The 25,401-nt window shown below is 48.4% G+C and carries 20 protein-coding genes; 7 read left to right on the top strand and 13 right to left on the bottom strand.

Going from position 1 to position 25,401, the window contains the following annotated elements:
• Nucleotides 1–516: 516 nt before the first annotated feature.
• Together AB6805_RS23440 and AB6805_RS23435 are read left to right on the top strand one after the other, a co-directional pair.
• Entirely contained in the window at nt 517–3,552 is a 3,036-nt protein-coding gene (locus AB6805_RS23440; protein ID WP_370911884.1) for a SusC/RagA family TonB-linked outer membrane protein, read from the top strand.
• Between the two features lie 26 nt (nt 3,553–3,578).
• Nucleotides 3,579–5,045 carry a RagB/SusD family nutrient uptake outer membrane protein gene (locus AB6805_RS23435; protein WP_370911883.1) on the top strand — a complete coding sequence of 489 codons (1,467 nt, stop codon included), beginning with the start codon at nt 3,579–3,581 and terminating at the stop codon, nt 5,043–5,045.
• A gap of 271 nt (nt 5,046–5,316) precedes the next feature.
• Here AB6805_RS23435 and AB6805_RS23430 read toward each other — a convergent pair whose 3' ends face one another.
• Nucleotides 5,317–6,468: an aldose epimerase family protein gene (locus AB6805_RS23430; protein ID WP_370911882.1), complete on the bottom strand. Its 1,152-nt coding sequence runs from the start codon at nt 6,466–6,468 to the stop codon at nt 5,317–5,319.
• Between the two features lie 197 nt (nt 6,469–6,665).
• On the opposite strand from AB6805_RS23430, the gene AB6805_RS23425 reads away from it, so the two are divergent.
• A complete protein-coding gene (locus AB6805_RS23425) occupies nt 6,666–9,035 on the top strand; it encodes a beta-L-arabinofuranosidase domain-containing protein (RefSeq protein WP_370911881.1) in 2,370 nt (789 codons plus the stop codon).
• Between the two features lie 28 nt (nt 9,036–9,063).
• Here AB6805_RS23425 and AB6805_RS23420 read toward each other — a convergent pair whose 3' ends face one another.
• The 8 genes from AB6805_RS23420 to AB6805_RS23385 all read right to left on the bottom strand — a co-directional run bounded on the left by AB6805_RS23420 (nt 9,064) and on the right by AB6805_RS23385 (nt 20,386).
• Nucleotides 9,064–10,026 (bottom strand): family 43 glycosylhydrolase, encoded by a 963-nt coding sequence (locus tag AB6805_RS23420; RefSeq protein WP_370911880.1) that lies wholly within the window; start codon nt 10,024–10,026, stop codon nt 9,064–9,066.
• A gap of 73 nt (nt 10,027–10,099) precedes the next feature.
• A complete protein-coding gene (locus AB6805_RS23415) occupies nt 10,100–12,082 on the bottom strand; it encodes an alpha-L-arabinofuranosidase C-terminal domain-containing protein (protein ID WP_370911879.1) in 1,983 nt (660 codons plus the stop codon).
• Nucleotides 12,083–12,162: 80 nt separating this feature from the next.
• Complete coding sequence (locus AB6805_RS23410) at nt 12,163–12,882, bottom strand: NUDIX domain-containing protein (RefSeq protein ID WP_370911878.1); 720 nt, start codon at nt 12,880–12,882, stop codon at nt 12,163–12,165.
• Between the two features lie 195 nt (nt 12,883–13,077).
• On the bottom strand, nt 13,078–14,760 hold the full coding sequence (locus AB6805_RS23405) for a sodium/solute symporter (RefSeq protein WP_370911877.1): 1,683 nt from the start codon (nt 14,758–14,760) through the stop codon (nt 13,078–13,080).
• A 92-nt stretch (nt 14,761–14,852) separates the two neighbouring features.
• On the bottom strand, nt 14,853–16,331 hold the full coding sequence (gene araA, locus AB6805_RS23400) for an L-arabinose isomerase (RefSeq protein ID WP_370911876.1): 1,479 nt from the start codon (nt 16,329–16,331) through the stop codon (nt 14,853–14,855).
• 10 nt (nt 16,332–16,341) lie between these two features.
• Nucleotides 16,342–17,040, bottom strand: coding sequence for an L-ribulose-5-phosphate 4-epimerase (locus tag AB6805_RS23395; RefSeq protein WP_370911875.1), 699 nt, complete (start codon nt 17,038–17,040; stop codon nt 16,342–16,344).
• Nucleotides 17,041–17,046: 6 nt separating this feature from the next.
• Nucleotides 17,047–18,720, bottom strand: a complete 1,674-nt coding sequence (locus AB6805_RS23390; protein ID WP_370911874.1) for a ribulokinase — start codon at nt 18,718–18,720, stop codon at nt 17,047–17,049.
• Between the two features lie 115 nt (nt 18,721–18,835).
• The gene (locus tag AB6805_RS23385; protein WP_370911873.1) at nt 18,836–20,386 is read right to left on the bottom strand and encodes an alpha-N-arabinofuranosidase; all 1,551 of its coding nucleotides are present in this window, start codon (nt 20,384–20,386) and stop codon (nt 18,836–18,838) included.
• 320 nt (nt 20,387–20,706) lie between these two features.
• Between AB6805_RS23385 and AB6805_RS23380 the strand changes: the two genes are divergently transcribed.
• Genes AB6805_RS23380 through AB6805_RS23370 form a run of 3 tightly spaced genes read left to right on the top strand, consistent with a single transcriptional unit; the run spans nt 20,707 to nt 22,310 of the window.
• Nucleotides 20,707–20,928, top strand: coding sequence for a hypothetical protein (locus tag AB6805_RS23380; protein ID WP_370911872.1), 222 nt, complete (start codon nt 20,707–20,709; stop codon nt 20,926–20,928).
• A gap of 34 nt (nt 20,929–20,962) precedes the next feature.
• A complete protein-coding gene (pepE, locus tag AB6805_RS23375; RefSeq protein WP_370911871.1) occupies nt 20,963–21,670 on the top strand; it encodes a dipeptidase PepE in 708 nt (235 codons plus the stop codon).
• A gap of 49 nt (nt 21,671–21,719) precedes the next feature.
• Entirely contained in the window at nt 21,720–22,310 is a 591-nt protein-coding gene (locus AB6805_RS23370; RefSeq protein WP_370911870.1) for a TetR/AcrR family transcriptional regulator, read from the top strand.
• A gap of 5 nt (nt 22,311–22,315) precedes the next feature.
• On the opposite strand, the gene AB6805_RS23365 is transcribed toward AB6805_RS23370, so the two are convergent.
• Complete coding sequence (locus AB6805_RS23365) at nt 22,316–23,035, bottom strand: SDR family oxidoreductase (RefSeq protein ID WP_370911869.1); 720 nt, start codon at nt 23,033–23,035, stop codon at nt 22,316–22,318.
• A gap of 81 nt (nt 23,036–23,116) precedes the next feature.
• A complete protein-coding gene (locus AB6805_RS23360; protein ID WP_370911868.1) occupies nt 23,117–24,055 on the bottom strand; it encodes a helix-turn-helix domain-containing protein in 939 nt (312 codons plus the stop codon).
• A 40-nt stretch (nt 24,056–24,095) separates the two neighbouring features.
• Here AB6805_RS23360 and AB6805_RS23355 point away from each other — a divergent pair, with 40 nt between their 5' ends.
• On the top strand, nt 24,096–24,446 hold the full coding sequence (locus tag AB6805_RS23355; RefSeq protein WP_370911867.1) for an ADP-ribosylation/crystallin J1: 351 nt from the start codon (nt 24,096–24,098) through the stop codon (nt 24,444–24,446).
• Here the strand turns inward: AB6805_RS23355 and AB6805_RS23350 are convergent.
• Together AB6805_RS23350 and AB6805_RS23345 are read right to left on the bottom strand one after the other, a co-directional pair.
• Nucleotides 24,431–24,751, bottom strand: a complete 321-nt coding sequence (locus AB6805_RS23350; RefSeq protein WP_370911866.1) for a hypothetical protein — start codon at nt 24,749–24,751, stop codon at nt 24,431–24,433. The two genes, AB6805_RS23355 and AB6805_RS23350, sit on opposite strands and share 16 nt — an antisense overlap.
• 217 nt (nt 24,752–24,968) lie before the next feature.
• On the bottom strand, nt 24,969–25,376 hold the full coding sequence (locus AB6805_RS23345; RefSeq protein ID WP_370911865.1) for a winged helix-turn-helix transcriptional regulator: 408 nt from the start codon (nt 25,374–25,376) through the stop codon (nt 24,969–24,971).
• Between the last annotated feature and the right edge of the window lie 25 nt (nt 25,377–25,401).

The raw sequence follows: 25,401 nt of genomic DNA, 5'->3' as shown, positions 1-25,401 counted from the left end.
CCAGGAACGTGGATAAATGGGGGACGGGTATTAAAATAAAAAAAAAGACCGCATCATTTATTTATGATACAGCCTCTCTTTTTTTGTGCCTTCCCCTATAAGCGTATCCCCTACGCCTTTTCGAAGTATTAATATATAATTAATCCAGTATTATAACCAGGCAAAAAACTATACATGTACATTTACAAAATTCGTTACCTTTCTGACAGAAACTGATGCGATGTTATGTAGACATGTAATTCCTTTTCTGAGTAAGCATTACGACGTGCCATATTGATCATGTGAAAGACCAACTTTTTTTCATCTCTTTTGGGGATCCAGTGAATTATATAAAAAACTGCCTCCAGCGGGCAAATGTGCAATAACGATTTAGCAACTTTTATTTTATAACAACCAAAAAACTAAACGACAACACGAGAGACAGGCCGTATATCTGTTCCATTCACGTTTCTATTCAAGTTCACGTCTTATTCATTAATTATGAGGTACTCATTCACTGGAAAATTATGCTTTCTGATGGTCTTTCTATGCGCTGCCACCAGCGCAGTATTTGCTCAAAAGACCCTTACCGGAAAAGTTACCGGCGCGGCAGACGGTGCAGGTCTGCCTGGTGTAAACGTAATCATAACCGGCACCGCCAGCGGCGCCAGTACTGATGCAAAAGGGAACTACACCCTTTCTTTACCACCGGGTGCTAAATCGGTTTTGTTCTCGTTTATCGGCTACGAACCGCAAACGGTTACCATCGGCGAACAAACCGTTATCAACGTATCACTGGCCGCAGCCACCAAAGGATTAGGTGAAGTAGTGGTAGTAGGTTATGGTGTGCAAAGTCGCCGCGACGTTACCGGTACCATCGCTTCCGTTAAAGGAGCCGACATCAAAAACCTTCCTGTATCAGATGCCGCGCAAGCCATCCAGGGCCGCGTAACAGGCGTGGATATTGTACGGTCGGATGCAGCCCCCGGCAGCACGCCTGCCATCCGTATCCGCGGTACAGGTACCATCAATAATGCCGACCCGCTGATCATTATAGATGGCGTGCCGGCAGGCGGACTCGCAGATGTAAACCCTAACGACATCGCCTCCATGGAAATACTTAAGGATGCCTCTTCCTCCGCAATATATGGTACCCGCGCCGCCAACGGTGTGGTGATCATTACCACCAAAAGAGGAAACTATGGAGAAAAACTGAAAGCATCGGTCAACTTCTATCGCGGCGTTACCAATACCATCCGATATATCCCCCTGCTCACCGCACCCGACCTGGTAAAACTGAAACAGGAACGCTATACCAACGATGGCGTGGCAATAGAGCCCATCTGGCAGGATCCCTATTACGCCACCCAACGCACCGACTGGCAAAAAGCATTGTTCGGTTCCGGCGATATTACCAATGCAGACGTGAATCTGCGCGGTGGCAACAACACCTCCAACTATATGCTCAGTGCCGGTTATTATAATGAAAATGGTATCATCACCAATTCCTATTTCAAAAGGTACTCAGTACGCATTAACTCAGAACACAAGCTGGGTAAGCGTTTGAAAGTAGGTGAAAATCTGCAGCTCACCTATAAACAAAACAGCGGCCCGGATACCTACTCTTCCCAGACAGGTCTTATTTTCAGCGCCCTGCGCTTTAACCCCGCCATCCCCGTTCACAACCCCGATGGCAGCTGGGGCACCTCCAAAGCCAGCAATGAACTCGGTGATATCAACAACCCCGTATACACCGCGGAAACCACCGACACCTGGACCAAAAACTATCGCATGCTGGCCAGCGTATACGCTGAACTGGAAATCATGGATGGCCTCACCCTGCGCGCCAACTACGGCTTTGACGGCAGCCTGATGAATCAGTTCAACTTCGCGCCTAAAGTACTGGATCAAACCAGGGCACGCGATCATGCAGAACTTTTCAATCGCAGCGAAAGCTATAACAACCAATTGAGCGAAATTTTCCTCACCTACAATAAAGTGCTGGCAAACGTACATCACCTCACTGTTACCGGTGGCTACTCCCAGCAAACCTATAACGGCTCCTGGAACCAGGCGGAAAGATGGGGCTTTAACGATGAATCAAAAGACCAGCTGGTACTGAGTAACGGTAACGATATTCACGATGCAAAAGGCAATTATTTTAATGCCAACGCCATCGCATCCGGGTTTATCAGGGGCTTTTATGGCTTCAAGGATAAATACCTGCTCACCGTTACCTTCCGTGCAGATGGCTCGTCGAAGTTCTCACCGGATCAACGCTGGGGCTACTTCCCCGCCTTCTCCGCAGGCTGGCGGATTTCAGATGAAACCTTCTTTAAAGACAACGTAAAAGCCGTAAGCAACCTGAAAATCACAGGCGGCTGGGGACAGCTGGGTAATCAAAACGTAACGGAGTTTCAATATCTCGCACAGATAGATAAAGATCGCCGCTATAACTTCGGCGAAACCGCCTACACCGGCGTATGGAACTCAAGGCTCGCCAACCCCGATATCACCTGGGAAAAGGCCGAAATGACCAACATCAGCCTGGAAGCCGGCTTCTTCCACGATAAACTCAATACCACCATCACCTGGTTCAACAAAAACACCAAAGACATGCTGGTACCCGCTCCTGAAATGGACCTCCACGGCACTTCCGCCATCCCCGACCGTAACCTCGGTCAGCTGAGCAACAAAGGCTGGGAAGTGGAAGTAGGCTACCAGGGCGGCAACGACAAGTTCCATTACAATGTAAGCGCCAACGCTTCTTTTATTAAAAATGAAGTAACCAAACTATACGACCCTTCTTCCTATATCGGTTCCACGCCCTATGGCAGACAGGGACAGGAAATTTCCCGCACCTATGTGGGCCAGCCACTGGCCTCTTATTATGGCTGGAAAACAGGTGGAATCTACCAGACCGCTGATGAGATCAACAACGATCCCAACATCAGCAAAGATCCCAACAAAGCCAATATCAAACCGGGAGATGTGCGTTTCCTCGATACCAACGGTGATAATATTGTAAATGATAAAGACCGTGTAAACCTGGGCAGCCCCAATCCTAAAATGGTATACGGCATCCAGGCCAGCGCGGGTTACAAAGGATTTGACCTCAGCCTTTCCTTTGCAGGTGTGAGTGGCGTAAAACTTTACAACGCCGATAAAATGCAGGGCATGGATCCCAATTATCCATATAACCTGTATGCAGATGCGCTGAACCGCTGGCATGGCGCCGGCACCAGCAATTCCGTACCAAGGATGACCCTGGGCAATGCCAATCAGAATAACCGCACCTCCGACCGCTTTGTGGAAAACGGTGATTACTTCTCCCTGAAAAACGCATCGCTGGGTTATACCATTCCTTCCAAAGTATGGGGCCGCAGCGGCATCTCAGATATCCATGTATACGTGGCCGCACAAAACCTGTTTATCCTCACCAACTACTCCGGTTTAACTCCGCAGCTGGGTTATAACTACGGTACCGGCGATGGCAACAGGCAGAGAGGAGTAGACGTAGCCGCCTATCCGCAGGCCAGGACCTTTACTTTTGGCGCTACCCTCAACTTTTAATTCACGGCAACCTTAAATTAACTACTATGCAACGGATCAAATATATATTAGTACTCACGACATTACTCTTTGCCGGCTGTAAAAGCGTACTCGATGTATCTCCCAAAGGAGTGTACAGCACCGGTAACTACTGGCGTAACCAAAGCGATGCCCTTGATGGGGTAACCGGTATCTATAATATTTTACTGGAAGAAGATTATACCGGCTTTAATGAGTTTGTATTCGATAACTGCTCAGACGACCAGGTACGCGGCGGCGACCACGATTACGACGGCGTGATAGAAGATTTCACCTACGATGCTTCCACCTACAGCGTACGGGTAGGATGGAGATGGAAATATGAAACGATTAACCGCTCCAACAACGTGCTGATCTATGTTCCTAAAATTACAGACATCGATCCGGACATCAAGAACCGTTGTCTGGGTGAAGCACACTTCTTCCGCGCATTCGCCTACTGGCGCCTGCTGCTGATCTATGGCGAAGCTCCTATCATCACAGAAGATGATGTGCTCAAATCTTTCTATAACAAACCAAAAGTAACCGCCGATGAACTGCGCGCCCAGATAGAAAGCGATCTCCTGGTCGCCACCGACCAGCTTCCTGAAACCTACGACGACGCCAATAAAGGCCGCGTAAGCAAAGGTACCGCCTGGGGACTGTTGTGTAAACTGTATATGAACTGGTCGAAACTGGACAAAGCCATCGAATACGGCAGCAAAGTAGTTAGCAATACTAACTATAAACTGGCAACCAACTATGCCGATAATTTCAGTGTAGCCACCGGCAACAATTCAGAAATGCTGCTCGCCGTTCAAACAGTAGACGGAAACGGCTACTCCGATTTCATCACCTATCATGCTCCACGCAACTGGAACGGATGGAGCTTCTTCTACCCTACCAAAGGACTGGTAGATGAATTTGAAGCAGGCGATCCCCGCAAGAATATCTGCATCATGCAGCCAGGCGATAAGGTAAATATCGGTACCGGTATTGCTACTTATGAAGCATCAGCTTCCTGGAGCGGTTATCACTACAAAAAGTTCTGTAGCTGGAAACCTTCCGGCGGACTGGACTACTCCCTCAAAACACCGTTGATGCGCGCCGCGGATATTTACCTGCTGGTGGCAGAAGCAAAGATCCGGTTAAACGGCCCGGGCGCCGGCGACGCGGAACTCAATGCCGTTCGTAAACGCGCTTCCGCCAGTTTACCGGCAGTTACCAATGCCGGCATGGCAGCACTGATGCATGAACGCAGGGTGGAACTGTGCGGAGAAAATGAACGCCACCAGGACCTCCTGCGCTGGGATAAAGCCAACCTCGTAGATATCGTGGCACTGTACAAAAAGCCCAAGCTGGCGTATGATGGTACCGTGATTACAAGAGGCGGAGCCCCACGTATCTTCACCAAGCCTAAAAACTACTTCTTCCCGATGCCGCAACAGGAAATCGACAGAAGCAAAGGCACACTGGTGCAGAATCCGAATTATTAGCGCAGGAACCGCCTTCGGCGGTTTTTAAATTGTCTTGGAGCACTGATTACGCTGATTATACTGATTTTAAGGATTTGATCAGTTTTGATTTTATTGATTAAGGGAAATATAAGCGGATATTTAAAAGACTTCGGGGAGATATAAGCAGATACACTCGCTTAAATCTCCCCGAAATCATTTATAAAATCAAAACTGATCAAATCCTTAAAATCAGTATAATCAGCGTAATCAGTGCTCCAAGACAATTTCCCCGCCGAAGGCGGCCCTCCGCTTACTTCACCGAAAACTTATACACCGTTGTTTGTGAAAACGTTTCGCCCGGTTTCAGGATTACGTTCGGGAAAGAAGGTTGATTAGGAGAATCGGGGAAGTGTTGTGTTTCCAGGCAAAGCGCCGCGTTCTGCACATACTTCTGTCCGTTACGTGTATTCGTGAGCGTGCCATCCAGGAAGTTGCCGGTATAGAACTGAATACCGGGTTGGGTGGTAGCCACTTCCATATAACGGCCGCTGGTTGGATCGTACAGGGTAGCGATGGTTTCCAGTACACCTTCCTGTTTGTCCAGTACCCAGTTATGATCATAGCCGCCTTTTACTTTGCCGATATCAGCACCGATCTTTTTGGCAGTGGTAAAATCCATTGGGGTACCTTTTACGGGATCCAGTTTGCCGGTAGGGATTAGCTTATCATTTACCGGGGTATAGCGGCTTGCCTTCAGCGACAGCTCATGTCCGAGGATAGTGCTGTCTTTTCCCGCAGAAAGATTAAAGTACGCGTGGTTGGTAAGATTTACCGGGGTCGCCTTATCGGTGGTTGCCTTATAGGTGATCTGCAGGGCGTTGTCCGGTGTAAGCGTGTATACCACCGTAGCCTGGAGGTTACCGGGATATCCTTCTTCTCCGTCTTTGCTGTTATATACCAGTTGCAGGCTGCTGTCGCCCGCCGGGGTGGCTGCCCATACTACCTTATCAAATCCTTTCAGTCCGCCGTGAAGCGTGTTGCCGTTATTATTAGCAGCGAGTTTGTATTCCTTGCCATCCAGTGTAAACTTAGCATTGGCAATACGGTTGGCATAACGGCCTACCAGTGCGCCGAAATAAGGCTGGCCTTTTTGCTGGTAGCCTGAAAGTGAGTCGTAAGACAATACCACATTGCCTTTCTGTCCTTGTTTGTCGGCAGTAATGATATCTGTGATAGTACCACCGTAATTCAGGATCTTTACTTCCATTCCGTTTGCATTCTTCAGGGTATACTGCAAAACTTCCTGTCCATCTGCCTGTCCAAAGCTTTGTGGGCCAGCTGTTACAGCCGTTGCTGTGGAATCCTTACTTTCTTCCGTCTTCGCAGCATTGTTGTTGCAGGAAGCCAGCATGGTGCCACCGGAGATCACGAGGGCGGTTAGCGCCTTAAAGTTCATGTCCATAACGTATTTTGATGTTAAGTGAAAAAGAGTCACTAAATATCGGGATAATCCGGCTAAAGTCAAATATTTTTATTTAAAATTTATTGTCACAAGAACAATTAAAACGCGATTGATTAAAATACGTGTACTTTCTGTCAATAATTGGAAAGTAAGTATACACCGGGCGAACTAGCTTTAGCCTGTTAAATTCTGATGAAATGAAAAGACTGCTCCTTACGGGATTGTTGCTGGCCGGCAGCGTTCCGCTGTACTATAGCGCCTGTGCCCAATCTTATGTACCAGGGTGGAAAGAAAGCAAGATGAAAGTGTTGCCTACAGCCACTATAAAAGCATATCCGTTCCCGATAACGGACGTCACCCTCCTGGATGGCCCCTTTAAAACGGCTATGCAGGCGGATGCGCGATACCTTTTAAAAATAGATCCCGATCGCCTGCTGTCGGCTTTCCGCACCAACGCAGGATTGCCCGCAAAAGGGAAACAATATGGCGGCTGGGAAACCGGCGGACTGGCTGGCCACACCATGGGCCATTATTTGTCGGCCTGCGCCATGCAATACGCAGCCACCAAAGATACCGCCTATCTTAACCGGGTAGCCTACCTGGTAAGCGAGCTGGCACTGTGCCAGCAAAACCGCCACAATGGCTATATCGGGGCTTTCCCCAACGATAATAAGCTCTGGTCTGAAATCGCTGCCGGCGATATCCGCTCCAGGGGCTTCGATCTTAACGGCGGCTGGTCGCCCTGGTACACCGTACATAAAATTATGGCCGGGTTACTGGATGCATGGCTCTATTGTAATAACGCGGAAGCACTGCAGGTAAACAAAGGTATCGCCGACTGGACCGGTGACGTCATCAAAAACCTGTCGGAAGAACAGATGCAGAAAATGCTGATCTGCGAATACGGCGGCATGGCGGAAACACTGGTGAATACCTACGCCCTGAGCGGTGATAAAAAATACCTCGATCTCTCCTATCGCTTTTATGATAAACGTATCCTTGATTCACTGGCTATCGGGAAAGATATATTACCAGGTAAGCACTCCAACACCCAGATCCCTAAAGCCATTGCCAGCATCCGCAGGTATGAGCTGAACAAAGATCCCAAAGACGCGGCTATTGCCAGGTATTTCTGGGAAGTGGTAACCAGGGACCATTCGTATGCCAATGGCGGTAACAGCAACTATGAGTACTTCGGACCAGCAAGACAGCTCAATGAATCGCTTACAGACAATACTACTGAAACATGTAACACCTATAACATGCTCAAGCTCACCAGGCACCTGTTTGCACTGGAGCCACAGGCGCGTTTCATGGACTACTACGAAAAAGCATTATACAATCATATCCTGGCATCGCAGCATCACGAAACAGGTATGATGTGTTACTTCGTTCCGCTCCGCATGGGCGGCCACAAAGAATACAGCGATGAGTTTGAAACCTTTACCTGCTGCGTGGGCTCCGGAATGGAGAATCATGTGAAATACGGTGAAAGCATTTATTACCGCGGCGCCGATGGCAGCCTGTTTGTGAACTTGTTTATTCCTTCCGTACTTGAATGGAAAGATAAGGGCATTACAGTAAAGCAGGAAAATAAGCTCCCTGCAGATAATCGTATAACCCTCACCGTTAGCACGAAGAAAACAACGTCATTTACCCTTCGCATCCGTAAACCGGCATGGGCAAGACCAGGTATTACACTGAAAGTAAATGGTACGGAGCAATCCCTGCAAACAGATGAAAGCGGATACTTCGTGGTTACCCGGAGCTGGAAAAACAACGACCAGGTAACGCTTACCCTGCCAGCCGATGTGTATACAGAAGCGCTTCCCGACAATCCTAACAGGCAGGCATTGTTTTATGGCCCGGTGTTATTATCCGGTATACTTGGAGAGAAAGAACCCGATCCGGTAAGCGGCGTTCCGGTATTGGTAGCACCTAACGGTCAACCCAACACCTGGATCAATCGCAGCAACGACCCCGGCACACTGGTGTTCCGCACTGCCGGCACCGCAAAACCGATGGACGTTACACTTACGCCCTTTTACCAAACCCGTAATGAGTATTACACCGTATACTGGGATGTGTTTACGCCGCAAAGCTGGCAGGAACAACAGGGAAAATATGCAGCGGCTAAAAAAGCGCAGCAGGAGCTGGATGCGCGTACTACCGATATTCTTCGCCCGGGTGAAATGCAACCGGAACGTGATCATGAATTCACGGGCGAGAAAACCAGCACGGAAGAAGAACATGGGCGCAAATGGCGCATCGCATGGCCAGGAGGATATTTTTCCTTTAACATGAAAGTAGATCCCAACTCCCGTCATTCGCTGCAATGTACTTACTGGGGCATGGATAACCGGGGTCGTACATTTGATATCATTGTAGACGGCACCACTATCGCCACTGAAGATATCAACAAATTCAAGGAGAGCAGGTTCTATCCTATCTCTTATCCCATCCCTGAACATCTTACAAAAGGAAAGCAAAGCGTGAATATCCGCTTCGTACCAAAAGCCAATAACAGCGCGGGCCCGCTGTATGGCTGCAGAATGGTGAAAGAATAAAAGAACAGGCGTTAGCGGAGTGAATCCGCTAACGCTGTTTTACTACCGGCCACCCGTTTTCCCATTGCAATAGCTCCACTCTCAATGTTGGTTTTCCGCCGTCGCCGGCATCATAACCATGAAAAACGAGGTAATCATTTCCATTAAACGCTACTACGGCATTGTGCCCTACACCATGCCAGCGGGCATCTCCCGCTAATAGCAACGAGCCGCCGCCATCGGTCATTCGCCGGTTTTCTTTATCTATATAAGGTCCCTGCAATTGTGCAGATCTGCCCACCATCATTTTGTAGGTACTCTTTTCACCGCGGCAACAATAATCGAACGACACAAAAAGATAATAGTAATGCGCTTTCTTATAAATAAAAGGCGCTTCTATAGCCGCATTGCCAGGTAAAGCATCTGCTATCCCTTCATCGCGGTGACGCGCGGCCAACGTGTACCATACCTGTGGCACAGCCGGGCGTGTAGCCGTACTATCCAGTTTAAACATTTTGATGCCACCCCAGAAAGAGCCGAAACTCAGCCACGGTGCACCAAGGCTATCTGTAATAAAATTGGGATCAATGGCATTCCAGTTATCCCTGCCGGGAACAGATTGTATCACCATGCCTTTATCAATCCATTGAAAACCGGGCGATTGGGGATCCAGTGTTTTATTAACTGCCACACCAATGGCGGAAGTATTTTTTCCAAACGCGGAAACTGCATAATACAAATAATACCATCCGTTGTAATAACTGATATCCGGCGCCCAGGTATGTCCTCTAAAACCCGGCACCGTGGCTTTTGTCCAGGCAGGTGGCGTAGTAAATACCGGTGGTTGCTGATGCCAGTTTTTCATATCGGGAGATGAATACACCGTAATGCCGTTTCCCGTGCAAAACAAATACCAGGTACTATCCTGGCGGATCATTACCGGATCATGAACAAACTGTGCCTGGCTATGCCATGCGTAAAAAAGTAATATCCAAAGTAAACCCCGTTTCATGATCATTCTTTTTATAACAAAAAAAAGGCGGCAGAAAAAAACTTTCCTGCCGCCGTATATACTTGCCAGATGGCTATTTCTTTATCTTCGCACGGATCACGTAAAAAGACCACGGCGCAATATCCGTACGGATTGTTTTTCCTTTGATACTTATATTTTTTTCTTCCGGGGAGATGCCGGTGGGACGGTCCAGCGAATTAAGACCTTGAAGATCATCGCTACGAAGCGTAGTTAACTTCCCGTTGGCAGCAATGCTTTTTACGCCCTGCACTGCCACTGCTACCGGCTTAACGGTAGCGGACGCGTTCACCAGTTTTATGACCAGTTCCCCGGTGGCGTCATCCACTACCGTGGATGCATATACGCTATCCTGTCCGCTGATTACCTGGTTACCTTTGAGCATGGGTACCACTACAGTGCCTTTGTTATTGGCATATAATTTTTGTACATAATAATTAGGGGTACCGTAGGAACGCAGGTTATCAAACCAGATAAGGTCAGGCGTCCACTGCCATCCATCCACATGTGCCAGCAGCGGCGCATAGGAGGCCATTACCACTACGTCGGTGTTGCGTTCCAGCCCGGTCATGAAGGCGGCTTCTGCCAATGCCGACTGCCAGTTGTTTTTATTATCACCGTTGCCTACTCCTTTGCTGTGTGCGGCATATTCGCCGGCAAAGATCTTGGGACCTTTACGGTCGTAGGAATCATAGCGTGCTGCGTTGCTGAGGAACCATTCAGGAGAACTGTAATAGTGCTCGTCGAGGATATCTGCATTCAATTTACGCAGCGTGTCGTTGAGGAAAGTAAATCTATCGCCGTCAGGGCCAGGGCCAAGACTGTTTATCAGCTTGATGTCCGGGTATTTACTTTTGATAGCTTTTGCAAAAATAGTGTACCGTTCTACGTATTGCGGTCCCCACTGCTCGTTGCCTACGCCCATCATTTTCAGGTTAAACGGCGCCGGGTGGCCCATTTTTGCGCGCAGTGCGCCCCATTTGGAAGTTACGTCGCCATTGGCAAATTCAATCAGGTCCAGTGCGTCCTGGATGTAAGGGTCCAGTTCATTCACGGCTACCACTTCTCCGCTGTTAAACTGACAGGCCATGCCACAGTTGAGGATCGGTAAAGGCGAGGCGCCTATGTCTTCCGACAGCAGAAAATATTCAAAGAAGCCAAGTCCGAACGACTGGAAGTAATCCGGTGTGGCGCGATGTGGAAATTCGTTGTTCCAGCGGTTGATGATCAGTTCACGGTCGTTCACATCACCTACTGTTTTCTTCCACTGGTAGCGGTTTACCAGCTCGCGTCCTTCCACGATGCAGCCACCGGGGAACCGGAGAAAGCCGGGATGAAGGTCGGCCAGCAATTGTACGAGATCGGTACGCAGCCCGTTGCTCCGCTCCTTCCAGGTATGTTGCGGGAACAGGGAGATCATGTCAACATCTATCACTCCATTGCCGCTGAAAGTTACTTTCAGCTTGCCTTTGGTCGCGGTGGCAGCAGCGGTGAAACTGGCTTTATACTGCTGCCAGCTGCTGCCGGCGGGCGATACCGTGGTGCTGCCTATCTCTTTACCCGCATCATCGAGTAAGGTAACGGTGAGCTTCACCGCAGCGCCTTCCTGTTGCCGGGCATACAAAGAGAAATTGTACTGTTCGCCACTCTTGATACCCATGCCGCGGAAACCTTCATTCACTATCTCAAAACTACGTGTAGCCGGCATTGTTATCCTGGCAAAGCGTGGATTGGATGGATGGTCTTCCTGCCGGTTGACGACCACTATCTGCCCACTGGCTACCGCGTTCCTTGGAACGCTCCAGCCCATAAGCGGCGTGCTGAATTCAAAGGAACGGTTCTTTACCAGCTCCGCATAGATACCGCCATCAGCGCTGAGGTTGATGTCCTCAAAGAAGATACCCCACATATTGGGCGATACCGGCGTTTTTATTTCGCCGGCCTTTACGGTAAAATTCAACGGTTGCTGGGCTGCCAACGGCGTGGTATAAACGCCCATGAGCAGTGATAATGCCGTAATAATACGTTGTGGTTTCATATAATTATTCCAGTTTTTTTCTTGCCCCGGATGGTTCAAACCCGGTGCGCACTAATAATTTACCCACTTTACCTTTTCGTTTATACCCCGTCGTTATGTTGCAGCATGTGCGGATCGGGGACAAAGTTCAGGAAGGCGTGGAAATTGGCGTTATACTTTTTCCGGTCGATCCTGTAATAAAAGGCGCCCTTCTTGGAGCTTAGCTTGTCTTTGTCTGCCAGCTTTACCAGCAATTTGGTAGAAAGGATCTTGCGGCTGAAATTACCTTTATCGAAAGAGATGTTATAAACAGATTCGTACAGATGTTGTAATTGCGGGATGGTGAATTTAGCCGGCAGCAGTTCAAGCAGCAGCGGGTGCAATGCAGCCTTATAGCGCAGCTTCTCCTTTGCCAGGTCTACCATCGCCTTATGATCGAAAATGAGGTCCGGATGATGGTTAATAGGAAACCACACTGCGTGAAAATCCTCATTCAGCTGCTGTTTGTATTTCTGAATATCGATCAGTGCGGTGTAAGCCACCGATACAGTGCGTTCTACCGTATCACGGGAAGGGGAACTGAAGGTATGGAGCTGCTCCATATAAATGCCATCCAGTCCGCTGAGATTTTTTAACACCCTGCTGGCTGCATCTTCAGCGCTTTCGTGCTCCTGTATAAAACCGCCTACCAGGCTCCATTGCCCCTTACAGGGCTCAAAACCCCTTTGTATCAGCAGCAGTTTCATTTCCTGGCCATCGAAGCCAAAAATGATACAATCAACGGCGAATAATAACCGGGTCTGCTGCGAATATCTTTTCATAACAATAAATTAGGCGGTAAAAGTACAACGCGGATTTTGTCTTTCTCGCTGATTACGCTGATTATAATGATTTTCTTGATTTTTATTTTTTCTATAGTTCCGGTAAACCCTATCTAAAAATCGTGTAAAATCAAAAAGAATAAAATCAAAAAAATCATTATAATCAGCGTAATCAGCGAGAAAGACAACATTCGCTTACCAGAAGCGGATGTACAGCGCGGATAATAACAGCAATGTTATTACGATCAGCACAGTGGTTGCCGGGGTAATTTTGAACATAGCCTTATCAAGTACAAAGGCTTTCGGATTTACTTTTGGTCCGGCAAAGCTGATAACGATCATCACGATCATGGTAAACATAAAAGCCAGTCCCATACAGATGAGGAAAGGAATTTCGTAACCGCCTTTACCATTTGGATAGGCTGTATAGAAAATAGTTTCATGACCAAGTACGGCAGGTGCAAACTGGTTAAAGAACACACACAGCGTAAACCCGGTGATAATCCCTGCCACGGCAGCGGCGCCGGTAGTGCGTTTCCAGAACATACCCAACAGGAACATGGCAAATACGCCCGGACTGATAAAGCCGGTATATTTCTGGATAAAGGTAAATCCGCCCTCACCGCCAATACCCAGCAAATCGTTCCAGGTAAAGAGGATGCCCAGCAACATGGCAGCTACTACGGTGATGCGACCAGTCCATACCAGTTTTGCTTCAGAGGCATCCTTCTTAATATATTTACGGTATATATCCAGGGTAAAAATAGTAGAGATACTGTTGGCCTTACCCGCCAGGGAAGCTACGATAGCAGCAGTTAATGCCGCTATGGATAAGCCTTTCAGCCCGGAAGGCAAAAAGCCGAGGATCGCTGCGTAAGCGCCGTCTTTACTGGCCAGGCCAGGCAGGTGCCCGTTTTTCTGCAGTACATACGCCGCAATACCTGGCAACATGACGATGATGGGCATCATGATCTTCAGTAAACCTGCAAAGAGGATACCGTTACGGGCAGTTTGCAGATTGGCTCCCAGTGCGCGTTGTGTAATATACTGGTTACAACCCCAGTAGTTGAGGTTCACAATCCACTGACCGGCGGCATACATCAGGATACCCGGAAGCACCAGGTACTTGTTGATATATTCCTGCGAAGAGTTGGCATCTGGTTTTGCCAGGATCATATGAAAGTGATCCGGCGCATCCTTCATGAGGGCATTAAAACCAGCCAGGGCGTTGTGTCCCAGGCCAAACTTCTCACTCACCAGTGTGAGGGCCATATACGTGGTGGCCAATCCGCCGATAATCAATACCGCCACCTGGATCACATCTGTATAACCGATTACCTTCATACCGCCGAGCGTAATAATGATGGCAAATATGGAGAGCGCAATCATCACCACATGCAGGTAATCGCCTCCCAGCAGGCCATTGATGGCCAGTGCGCCGAGGTATAGAATAGAGGTGAGGTTAACGAACACATAGAGAAATAACCAGAAGATAGCCATGATCAACGCTACCGTTTCATTATACCGCGTTTTCAGGAACTGCGGCATAGTATAAATTTTATTCTTCAGGTAGATGGGAATAAACCAGACGGCAATGATGATAAGGGCTATTGCGGCCACCCATTCATAGGCGGCTACGGCAATACCTACAAAATAACCATCACCGCTCATGCCGATAAACTGCTCTGCAGAAATATTTGATGCAATCAGGGATGCCCCGATTGCCCACCAGGTAAGGGTCCCTTCCGCGAGGAAGAAGTCTTTTGTATTCGTTTCGGTTTTCTTTTTTCGTTTGTATATCCAGTAACCGTATACGGAAACAATAATGAAATAAGTAATGAAGACGAGTATATCGCCGGTGGAAAGGATGTTTTGCATAACGGGCAGTTTATTAGCTTTTGCTTTAAGAAGTTGGCAAGTTATAAAGCAGCCGGCGGTGGTGTTTAAGCGCCTCCCGCCGGCAGGTGGAATTATTTATAGGATACATCGTTCCAGCGCAGTTCATTTTTGAACTCACGCAGGTCGGTGTTCTTTCCTATCAGTGCCAGTTCAATACCCGCCATTTCTGCAAAGTCCTGCATATGTACGGAGGTAAGGTTTTGGCTGTAACAGGTATGATGCGCGCCACCAGCCAGTATCCAGGCGGTGCAGCCTTTCTTCATATCAGGATAAGGCTTCCATAACACGCGGGCTACCGGCAGCTTCGGCAGGTCCTGTGGCGGCTCCACCGCTTCCACTTCATTTACCAGCAGGCGGAAACGGTTGCCCATATCCACCAGTGAAGCGTTGATCGCTGGTCCTGCCGCGGAATTGAATACCAGTCTTACCGGGTCAGCCTTCCCTCCTATGCCCAGCGGATGCTTCTCGCAGGATGGTTTTCCGCTGGCAATGGATTCACATATCTCCAGCATATGGGAACCGAGCACCATTGGATTAGACGGATCAAAATGATAGGTATAGTCTTCCATGAAGGAGTTACCACCTTTTAAACCGCTGCCCATTACTTTCATGGCCCGCACCAATGCGGCTGTTTTCCAGTCGCCTTCACCGGCAAAGCCGTAACCGGCTTTCATCAGGCGTTGCACCGCAATGCCAGGCAGTTGTATCATACCATGCAGGTCCTCAAAAGTATCGGAGAAACCTTTGAAGTTCCCGTCTTCCAGGAATGCTTTCAGCCCGAGTTCTATGCGAGCGGCGTCTTTCAGGGCGGGGTCCTGCAACAATGCAGCAGATATCGTATATGCATCCCCGTATTCTTTTACGAGAGAAGCAACTGCTCCATCCGAAATACCATTGATCACACTTACGAGATCACCAATGCCATGCGTGTTGCAGGAGAAACCCAGTTTGGATTCTGCTTCTACTTTATCGCCATCGGTTACTGCCACGAAGCGCATATTGTCGCCGAAACGAACAAAGCGTGCTCCCTGCCAGTCGTGCCAGCCGGCGGCTACCCTTGCCCAGGCGCCCAGTTCCTCCAGTACTTCCGGGTCCTGCCAGTGACCGGTGATCACCTTGCGGCTCATCCGCATGCGGCTCATCATAAATCCGAACTCCCGGTCGCCATGTGCGCTCTGGTTCAGGTTCATGAAGTCCATATCTATTTCACTCCAGGGGATATCGCGGTTGAATTGGGTATGCAGGTGGCAGATGGGTTTGGATAATGCTTTCAGGCCACGGATCCACATTTTGGCGGGGGAGAAAGTATGCATCCAGGTGATTACCCCGATACAGTTGGGAGCAGCATTGGCTTCCATACATACGGCGTAAATTTCGTCCGGTGTTTTTACAGTGGGTTTGTAAACCACGGTAACGGGTATGCGTGTATCCTTGTGCAGGGAGGCGGCAATTTCCTGGCTGTGTGCGGCTACCTGTTTTAATGTTTCTTCTCCGTACAGGTGCTGACTGCCGGTTACAAACCAGATTTCGAAATTCTTCAGATTAATCATGTTGCTTGGTTTATTGCCCGTAATAGGAATTGGGGCCGTGTTTACGTTCAAAATGTTTCCGGATCAGCGCATCTTTCAGTCGTGGTGCATTCCCGTTAATCGACTCCGTGAGATACGCCATTTGTGCCACTGATTCCAGTACGGCGCTGTTATATACTGCTTTGGCGGGAGTTTTGCCCCAGGTGAAGGGTGCATGGTTCCCTACCAGGATCATTTCAATATCTTCATAGCTAAGTCCGCGTTCCGTCAATGCATTCATGATCTGGAAGCCGGTCTGGTATTCATAGTCACCAGCGATCATTTCATCAGACATCGGCGGGGCGCAGGGAATATCCACGGTGTTGTGGTCGGCGTGCGTAGTGCCATAAATGGGAATATCGCGCTGACTCTGCGCCCATGCGGTAGCATAAGTGGAGTGGGTATGCACGATACCGCCAATGTGTTCCCAGTGTTTATATAATACCGCATGGGTGAGGGTATCAGAAGAAGGGCGCAATTGCCCGTCTACTGTTTTACCATCGAAGTCCACTATCACCATTTTTTCGGGAGATAGTTCCGGGTAGGGAACACCGCTGGGTTTGATGGCAAACACGCCCAGCTGCCGGTCTGCTGCGCTTACATTCCCGAAGGTGAAGAGGACCAGTCCCAATGCGGGCAGTTGCATATTGGCTTCGTATGCTGCCTGCCGGATATGTTGATACTGTTGCATACAAAATTAGTCAATGGTGATGGCGGCAGTAAATGCGCCTAATGCTTTATACTTCTGGTACCTGTTTTCGTATATGCCCGCGCGTTGGCTATCCGGGTGATAGGTAACTTCAAATCCCTGTCCCATTGCTTCCATCGCATCTTCCACCCTGTTAAACAATCCTGCTGCAGTGGCGGCAAACATGGCGGCGCCGAGTGCGCAGGTTTGTTCGGAGCGGTGAATACGGATCGGCATATTCATTACATCGGCCATCATTTGCATGATGAAAGCCGACTTTTTGGCTACGCCGCCAATGCCTATCAATCCCTTTACAGGAACGCCCTCCCTTTCAAATCTTTCTACAATGGCTTTGGCGCCAAAGCAGGTAGATTCCGCCACGGTGCGGAAAATACGCGGTGCGTCTGTAGCGAGGTTCAGGCCGGTGAGGGTGCCTTTGAGCGACTGATCCGCATCTGGTGTACGGCGGCCGTTAAGCCAGTCGATGCCCAGTTCACTGTGTTCTTCCGGAGGGATCTGTGCTGCCTGTTTTGCCAGTTCAACGATCATCCTGGCGGAAGTTTCCTGCGCCAGTTTGGCGGCGGTTTCTGCATCGATCAGGGAAGATGACGGCAGGAGGTGTTGCAACGGCCACGCCAGTACGTTGCTGAACCAGGCGTAGGCATCACCAAAGGCCGATTGCCCCGCTTCCATGCCCATCATACCGGGGATCACAGAACCCGGTACCTGTCCGCAGATACCTTTTACCAGTGTATGTTTCATTTCGTCCATGGGCGCCACCAGCATATCGCAGGTGGAAGTACCCATTACCTTGCTGAGGTGGTAGGGTTCTATTTGTCCGCCTACCGCACCCATGTGCGCATCAAACGCACCGATGCCTATCACCACACTGGTAGGAAGCCCCAGCCGCTCTGCCCATTCGGGGCAAAGATGCCCTGCGGCTTCGCCGGAGGTATATGTTTTTGTAAAGAGCCGTTGTGTGAATCCCTGCAGTAACGGGTCGATGGCAGAGAAGAATGCATCCGGCGGAAGGCCACCGAATTCTGCTGCAAACAGCGCTTTATGCCCTGCGCTGCAAACGCCGCGTTTCAGCTGGCTGACATGTTTTCCACCGGAAAGCAGGAATGGTATCCAGTCGCAATGTTCCACCCACGAGTAGGTGGCGCTCCTAACGGCTTCGTCTGCACGAAGAATATGCAGCAATTTTGCCCAGAACCATTCCGATGAATAAATGCCGCCCACAAAGCGGAGGTAATTTTCTTCAAATGTAGCGGCAGTGGCGTTGATCGCCGCTGCTTCCTTCAGGGCGGTATGATCCTTCCATAACACAAACATGGCGTTTGGATTATCCTGGAAGGCCGGCGTAAGCGCCAGCGGCGTACCGGTTTCGTCAACCGCTACCGGTGTGGAACCGGTGGTATCTACCGAAATGGCTTTAATATTGGCGGCAGCTCCGGGGCCGGCCTGTTGCAGGCATTGCCGGATGGTGGTTTCCAGCCCTTCCACGTAATCCAGCGGGTGCTGGCGGAACCGGCTCTGGGCTGCATTGCAGTACAGGCCGTCTTTCCAGCGCGGGTAATAAAATACTGCCGAGGCGATTTCATTCCCGTTATGCACATCTACAATGATAGAACGTACCGAATCGGTACCGTAGTCTACCCCTATTACCCAGGATGAATTCATATTTAATGTTGTATTGACACTTATAAAAAAAAGGTAAAAAATTACGAATGACGGCGGGTAGGAATGATACCGGCTGGATTCCAGTTCAGCCAATATCCCACCGCGCCGTTATCCGTTACTTTAACTCCAGTACTACTACTGAGAAAGGAGGCAGCTTTACGCTGACAGTATTATTTTTCAGCGAGGCGCCTTTAAAGTCTACCGGTTTAATATTATCCGGCTTTGTAAAACTGTTATAGTCCTGCAATTTGGCGGAGGCCAGCAGTCGGCCGCTGATAGATTTATAAGCCTGGCTGCGGGTATCCAGCGTTACTTCCTGCGTTTTATGAGCATCAATATTTACGAGGGAAATATGCGTGATGCCGTTTTTATCTTTGGAAGCAGAAGCAGACACTGCAGGCAGTTTCTCGTTATTGAACGTATAGTCGTTGGAGTGAATATCCACCGGGATTAAAGTAGCATCCTGGTGGATGTTATACATCTCCATTACATAGTAAGTGGGTGTAAGTACCATCTTGTCTCCTTTGGTAAGGATAACGGATTGCAGTACATTGATGGCCTGTGCCAGGTTGGCCATGCGCACGCGGTCGGAGTGATTATTAAAGATGTTCAGGGTGGCGCCGGCAATCATGGCGTCGCGCATGGTGTTCTGCTGGAAGAGAAAGCCAGGATTCGTTCCCCCCTCTACGTTATACCATCCGCCCCATTCGTCTACCAGCAGCGCTATCTTTTTCTTCGGATCATATTTGTCCATGATAGCGGTATGTTTGCGGATCAGCGTATCCATCAGCAGGGCCGATTTCATGGTAGCGAAATACTGTTTCTCTGTGAAATCAACCGCATCTCCTTTATTGTTCCAATCCACGGAAGAGTAATGATGAAGGGCAACCCCATCGAGTAAACCCGCGGGGATATTTTTCATGAGCACTTCTGTCCAGTTGTAGTCGCCATCACTGGCGCCGGAAGCAATACGAAAGAGAGGTGCATTTTTCCAGTCGCTTTGCATAAAGGTGGCAAACTTACGGTAAAGATCGGCATAGTATTCAGGTCGCATATTACCACCGCAACCCCAGGCTTCATTGCCTACTCCCCAATAGCGTACCTTCCAGGGCTCTTTACGGCCGTTTTGCTGACGAAGGTCAGACATGGGACTTTTACCTGCGAAGTTGGTATACTGTACCCAATCAGACAGCTCCTGTGCGGTACCGCTGCCCACGTTGCCGGACAGGTAAGGTTCTGCACCCAGTTCTTCGCACATGTTGAGGAAGTCGTGCGTACCAAAACTGTTATCTTCCGTTACATTCCCCCACCAGGTATTTACGATAGTAGGTCTTTTATCTTTCGGACCTATCCCGTCTTTCCAGTGGTAGGTATCTGCGAAGCAGCCACCCGGCCAGCGTAGATTAGGAATTTTCATTTTACGCAATGCGGCAATCACGTCTTTACGTACCCCGTTGGTATTGGGGATATGGGAGCTATCCCCCACATAAAACCCGCCGTAGATACAATTTCCCAGGTGCTCTGCGAAATGCCCATAAATATTGCGGTTGATAGTTTGAGTTGGCGCATCCGGACGGAAGGTAACTGTATTTTGTGCCTGCGTTGCTTGCGTGGAAAGCAAAAGGCCCAGGATACCAGTACGGATATAACGATATTGTTTTTTCATAACGAGGTTTTAAAAATCAGGACCGGCAGCACTGTTTTGCTGCGACAATTCAAAAGAACAAAATAATTGTCACATTTACAATTAAAACAGTAAAAAAAACATTTAAAGGCAGCAGGAGGCCGTTCTATGGCTTATTTCCCGTAAATATTTTTTTTAGAAAAGATAGAAATCACCAGGATAGCACGGATTTACCACCGGGCATGGCAGCGAAATGGATGGTTTTGCCGGCTGTTATATTCGGGCTATTAATTTATTGCGGGAGCTTTTCAATTCACAGTGGAATTTCGATATTTGCGTAAAATACTGTACAAACCATTCTTATGCTATCAACCAACCTGGAACAGTTGACCCTTTGTTTGTTATTATTTGCGGGCTGTGTGCCTGCTCCATCTCCCGAAAAAAAGGTAACGGCAGATACTGTTGCCCTGCCAACAGAACAACATATGATAATGCCGGCAGATTCCCTGCCGGTGGACATTGAGGAAGACAGTACGGTTGTACATACACCTGCAGCCGCCAACAAGGCAACCAGGAGAATTTAGCCGGAAGAATTACCTTTGCTTAATTTTTTTAATTATGAGGCATTTTATACTGGCGAGTACCTCCACGTTGTTTGGGGAAAATTACCTGGCTTATCTGCAACCGGCCATAAAAGCGTTGTATGCAGGTGTAGAAGAAATTGTGTTTATTCCGTTTGCCCGTCCGGGTGGCATTTCCCACGACGATTACACCAGCAGGGCGGCGGCGGCCTTTGAAGAAACCGGCATCCGTGTGCGCGGACTCCACACCTTTAATGATCCCGCTGCAGCCATCAAAAATGCGAAGGGTTTCTTTACCGGGGGCGGCAACACCTTCCTGCTGGTGAAGCAATTACATGAACAGGGACTGATGCAGGTACTCCGCGATGCGGTGAACAACGGCGCTCTTTACCTGGGATGCAGCGCCGGCAGCAACATCGGGGGAGTAACCATGCAAAATACCAACGACATGCCCATTGTGTACCCTCCCAGTTTTGAAACAATGGGACTGATCCCTTTCAACCTTAACCCGCACTACCTGGACCCGCTGCCCGGCTCCCAGCATATGGGCGAAACCCGTGAAACACGCATCAAAGAGTACCATACCCAAAATACCACACCAGTACTGGGGCTGAGGGAAGGCAGCTGGATCTACGCCCATGGCGATACCTTAACGCTTAAAGGCACGCTGAGCGCCAGGATCTTTGAAGCTGGCAAAGAGCCTTATGAACTGCCCGCAGGCAGCTCCCTCGTCCACCTGAAATAAAAATCAGGAGGATCCTTTAAAAGAACAACCATTCTTTTATCTTTGCCTCATGCGTGCAAAAGACGAAAATAAAGAATGGATCATCCGGGAAAGAGCCATAGAAATGATTGTTCATGAAGGCTTTGATGGCCTGAGCATGCATAAACTTGCCAGGGCAGCCAGGATTTCGGTATCTACCATCTATATCTATTTCCGGAACCGCGAGGACCTGCTGAACCAGTTATATACGGCAGTAGTGGCCACTTTTGTACAGCATAGCATGAGGGGATTTGACCCCGACATGAACTTTGAATCGGGTTTATGGCTGCAATGGAAAAACAGGTATGAGTTTGTACTACGCAACCCGTTGCATTACCATTTCTCAGAACAGTTCCGTAACTCCCCGCTGATCAAAAGACAGGACGATGCACCGGAAATTGTTTTCAAAAACGCCATGCGGCGGTTTGTAGCTAATGCGACAGAGAAAGGCGAAATAGTGGACCTGCCGCCGGAAGTGTTCTGGGCCATTGCCTACGGCCCGTTCTATACCCTTGTTAAATTCCATCTCGATAACTCCACGATGTCCGGCGTTCCCTTTTTCCTGAGTGATGAACTGCTGCAGCTAACCTTTCAGCGGACCATGAGGGCACTGCGGGTGTAAGGAAATTATAAACTCAATCCACCATCGCAACGTATTACCGTTCCCGTTATATTACCATTGCGCATCAGGAAAAGAATCGTATCCGCTACCTCTCCGGGTTCTCCTACCCTGCCAACGGGCAGCTGCGACGCGTATTGCTGAAAGGTATCCGCTTTGGTATCTGCCGGCAGGAAGTCCCACCACGCGGTATTTACCACGCCTGGTGAAACAGCGTTTATACGTAAGGGTTGTATCTCTTTTGCTATGGAAGGAATCATCAGCTCCAGGGCGCCATTGATAGCCGCCAGTCCGGATACGCCCGGCGCCTTGCTCACAGCAGAAATGGCGGTAATCAATGTAATGCTGCCACCTTTATTCACATATGGCAACGCTGCCTGCAGGGTATTCAGCTGCGGCCAGAACTTGCCTTCGAAGCCATCCCGCAGATCTTGCAGCAACAGCTCTGCAAACGCACCTGCACCTTTGGCGCCACTCAGCGCAATTACCAGGTGATCAAAATTTCCTTGTGTCCGGAAAAATTCATCCAGCTCATCCCGGTTGTTGCTGTCCAATGCTACTGTTTGAATACCGGGGTTTTCTTCTGCCGCTGCTGCCAGCTTTGCTGCTGAACGGCCCGTAACTGTTACATTCGCTTTTTCTTTGACCAGCATTGCAGCAGTGGCTAAGCCTATACCTGAAGAGCCACCGGCAATAATTACTTTTTTACTTTCAAATGTACCTGACATATTGTTGCTGTTTTATACCCACAAAGTTGAGATATAAAACACTGGTCCTTGTTACCGGAATCATGCATCGTATTAACCGGATCATGCATTTTTACGGAATGCCAGCGGCGTTTGCCCGGTCTGTTCCCGGAAGAAGCGGTTAAATCCTGCGGGATCACTGAAATTAAGCTGGTAAGAGATCTCCGCCACCGAGGTGTCGGTATACCGCAATACCGCCTTTGCTTCCTGTACCAGCATATCTGCAATGGCATCTGAGGCCGTGCGGCCTGTTACATCTTTTACGGTACGGTTAAGATGATTAGGCGTTACGCCCAGCAAAGCGGCATAATCTGCTACCCTTTTTTTTGAAAGAAAATGCTGGCTGACCAGTTTCTTAAACCGGGGCACCAGGTAAGTAGTTCGTGTATCCGTAGCCGTTAAATGGAGCTGTTGCGCTACATAACTTCTTTTTACTTCCAGCAGTAATAAATAAAGATACATACGGATTGCCTTCCCGCATCCCGGCCGGTGATGCTGCAGCTCTTCATTGATCTTACCACAGAAATCCGCTACGGCTGTGATCTCCGCTTCCGCTAATTGTATAAAGGGCACGCCTGCATAATCGAAGAATGGAAACTCCTCCGAAACCTTATCTGCCGGAATAATTTCCTGCAGAAAATCTGCATTAAACAAAATATAATAGCCGAAAGTATCTGCGCTGATATTGCTTTTACTGAACACCTGTCCCGGAAAAGTAAAGCTCAAGGTACCGGGGCGGTGTTTAAATTGTTCCAGTCCCAGCTGCACATCCACACTGCCCCTGAGCGTAATACTGATCCGGTAGAAATCAGATTTTAAAGGTCCGACCGCCGGCCGCAATCCTTCACTGGAATAGATTTCCAGGCCGGCAATCTTTTTCTCCGGCGCCAGGTTACTATAGCCAAAGCTGGAAGTATCAGCCTCCTCCCGGTGAAGGTGACGGAAATCGTTTAATACGTATTGCGGTATTTCCGGTTTGTTGAGCTTGGTTTTCATTGCCATTTGCCTATATTCGTTCTTTAAAAATAGACAAATAATACCAATGGAGTTAACCACCCTTTATCGCCCTGTAGGACCAGATGAACTTGTTTTAATTGAACAATCCGGCTGGAAACGGTTCCCACCCAGGAGACCGGATCAACCTATTTTTTACCCGGTTATGAATGAAGCGTATGCCATCCAGATATCAGTGGAATGGAATGTTCCGGCGTATGGATCCGGCTTCGTTACCAAATTTTCTTTGAGCAGCGATTTCCTGAAAAGATATAATGTTGAAAATGTAGGTGGGGAAATACATAACGAGTTATGGGTACCGGCGGAAGAGTTGGAGGAGTTTAATGATAATATCGTGGGGGAGATTGAGGTGACGCAGTCTTATTACAAGGAAGGATAACCTAGGATTCCTTTGAACTTCGAATTTTTCCTGACAAATTCAATATTCGTTTTCTCCAGAGAAACAGCAACTACTGTTTTCTTTACCACTCTGTCTTTCTCAAAGATCGTCATTATTCCTTTATCCGAATCAAGTTCAATAGTAAAACCAATTTTGGTTTCAATGGGCACATAGCCATAAAATTCGGCATATCCCTCACTCACCCTGTATGGGAATATGGCAGATTGAATGGAATCTGCAAATTCATTTCTATTTGTATTCAAAACCGATATTCCTATAATCCCGTAAGCATGATTTCCAGACACATTAAGCGAGGTGATTGTACCGGAGAACTTAACATGATTCGATATACGAGCGTTAGCCTTTCTATATTGGTCAGATACACAACTCCAGCAACAAACATAAATCAGGGACATAAAAATCGATACCTTGAATTTTATCATAAATGTTAATCTAAAAGTATTGTTACATTCGAATAACCGACTTTTGTAGATGAGATATTTGAAAAAGGCACCATCCCCCTCAACTCTCCAACTTTTTAGTCATCGCTTTTATAAATCCGGCCTTATCTTTTTTCACTTCTTTCAACTGCGCTTTCCTGTCTTCCGGTATAGCATAATACTTTTCCGCCCATAAATTTATTTCAATCATTACGGGCAGCAAATCAATTCCTTTACGGGTTAACCTGTACAACCCTTTGACTTTACTATCCGGGTGCGCCAATTTTTCAATGATCTTATTTTCCTCCAGCGCCACCAGCCTGGCGGCTAAAATATTAGTCGCAATCCCTTCTGCCGATTTTAAAAAGTCGCCGTAAGAGCACTCTTTTGCAATCAATAAATCCCTGACAATCAACAGCGACCACTTATCCCCCCATACATCCAGGGAACAACTCACCGGGCAATCCGACCTCTTTTTTGCTTTAGCCATAAAAATATTTTAAAAAAATACTTGC

The sequence above is a fragment of the Chitinophaga sp. RCC_12 genome, assembly GCF_041360695.1.
In the GTDB taxonomy this organism is placed as follows: domain Bacteria; phylum Bacteroidota; class Bacteroidia; order Chitinophagales; family Chitinophagaceae; genus Chitinophaga.
This window is presented reverse-complemented; position numbering and strand designations above follow the sequence as displayed.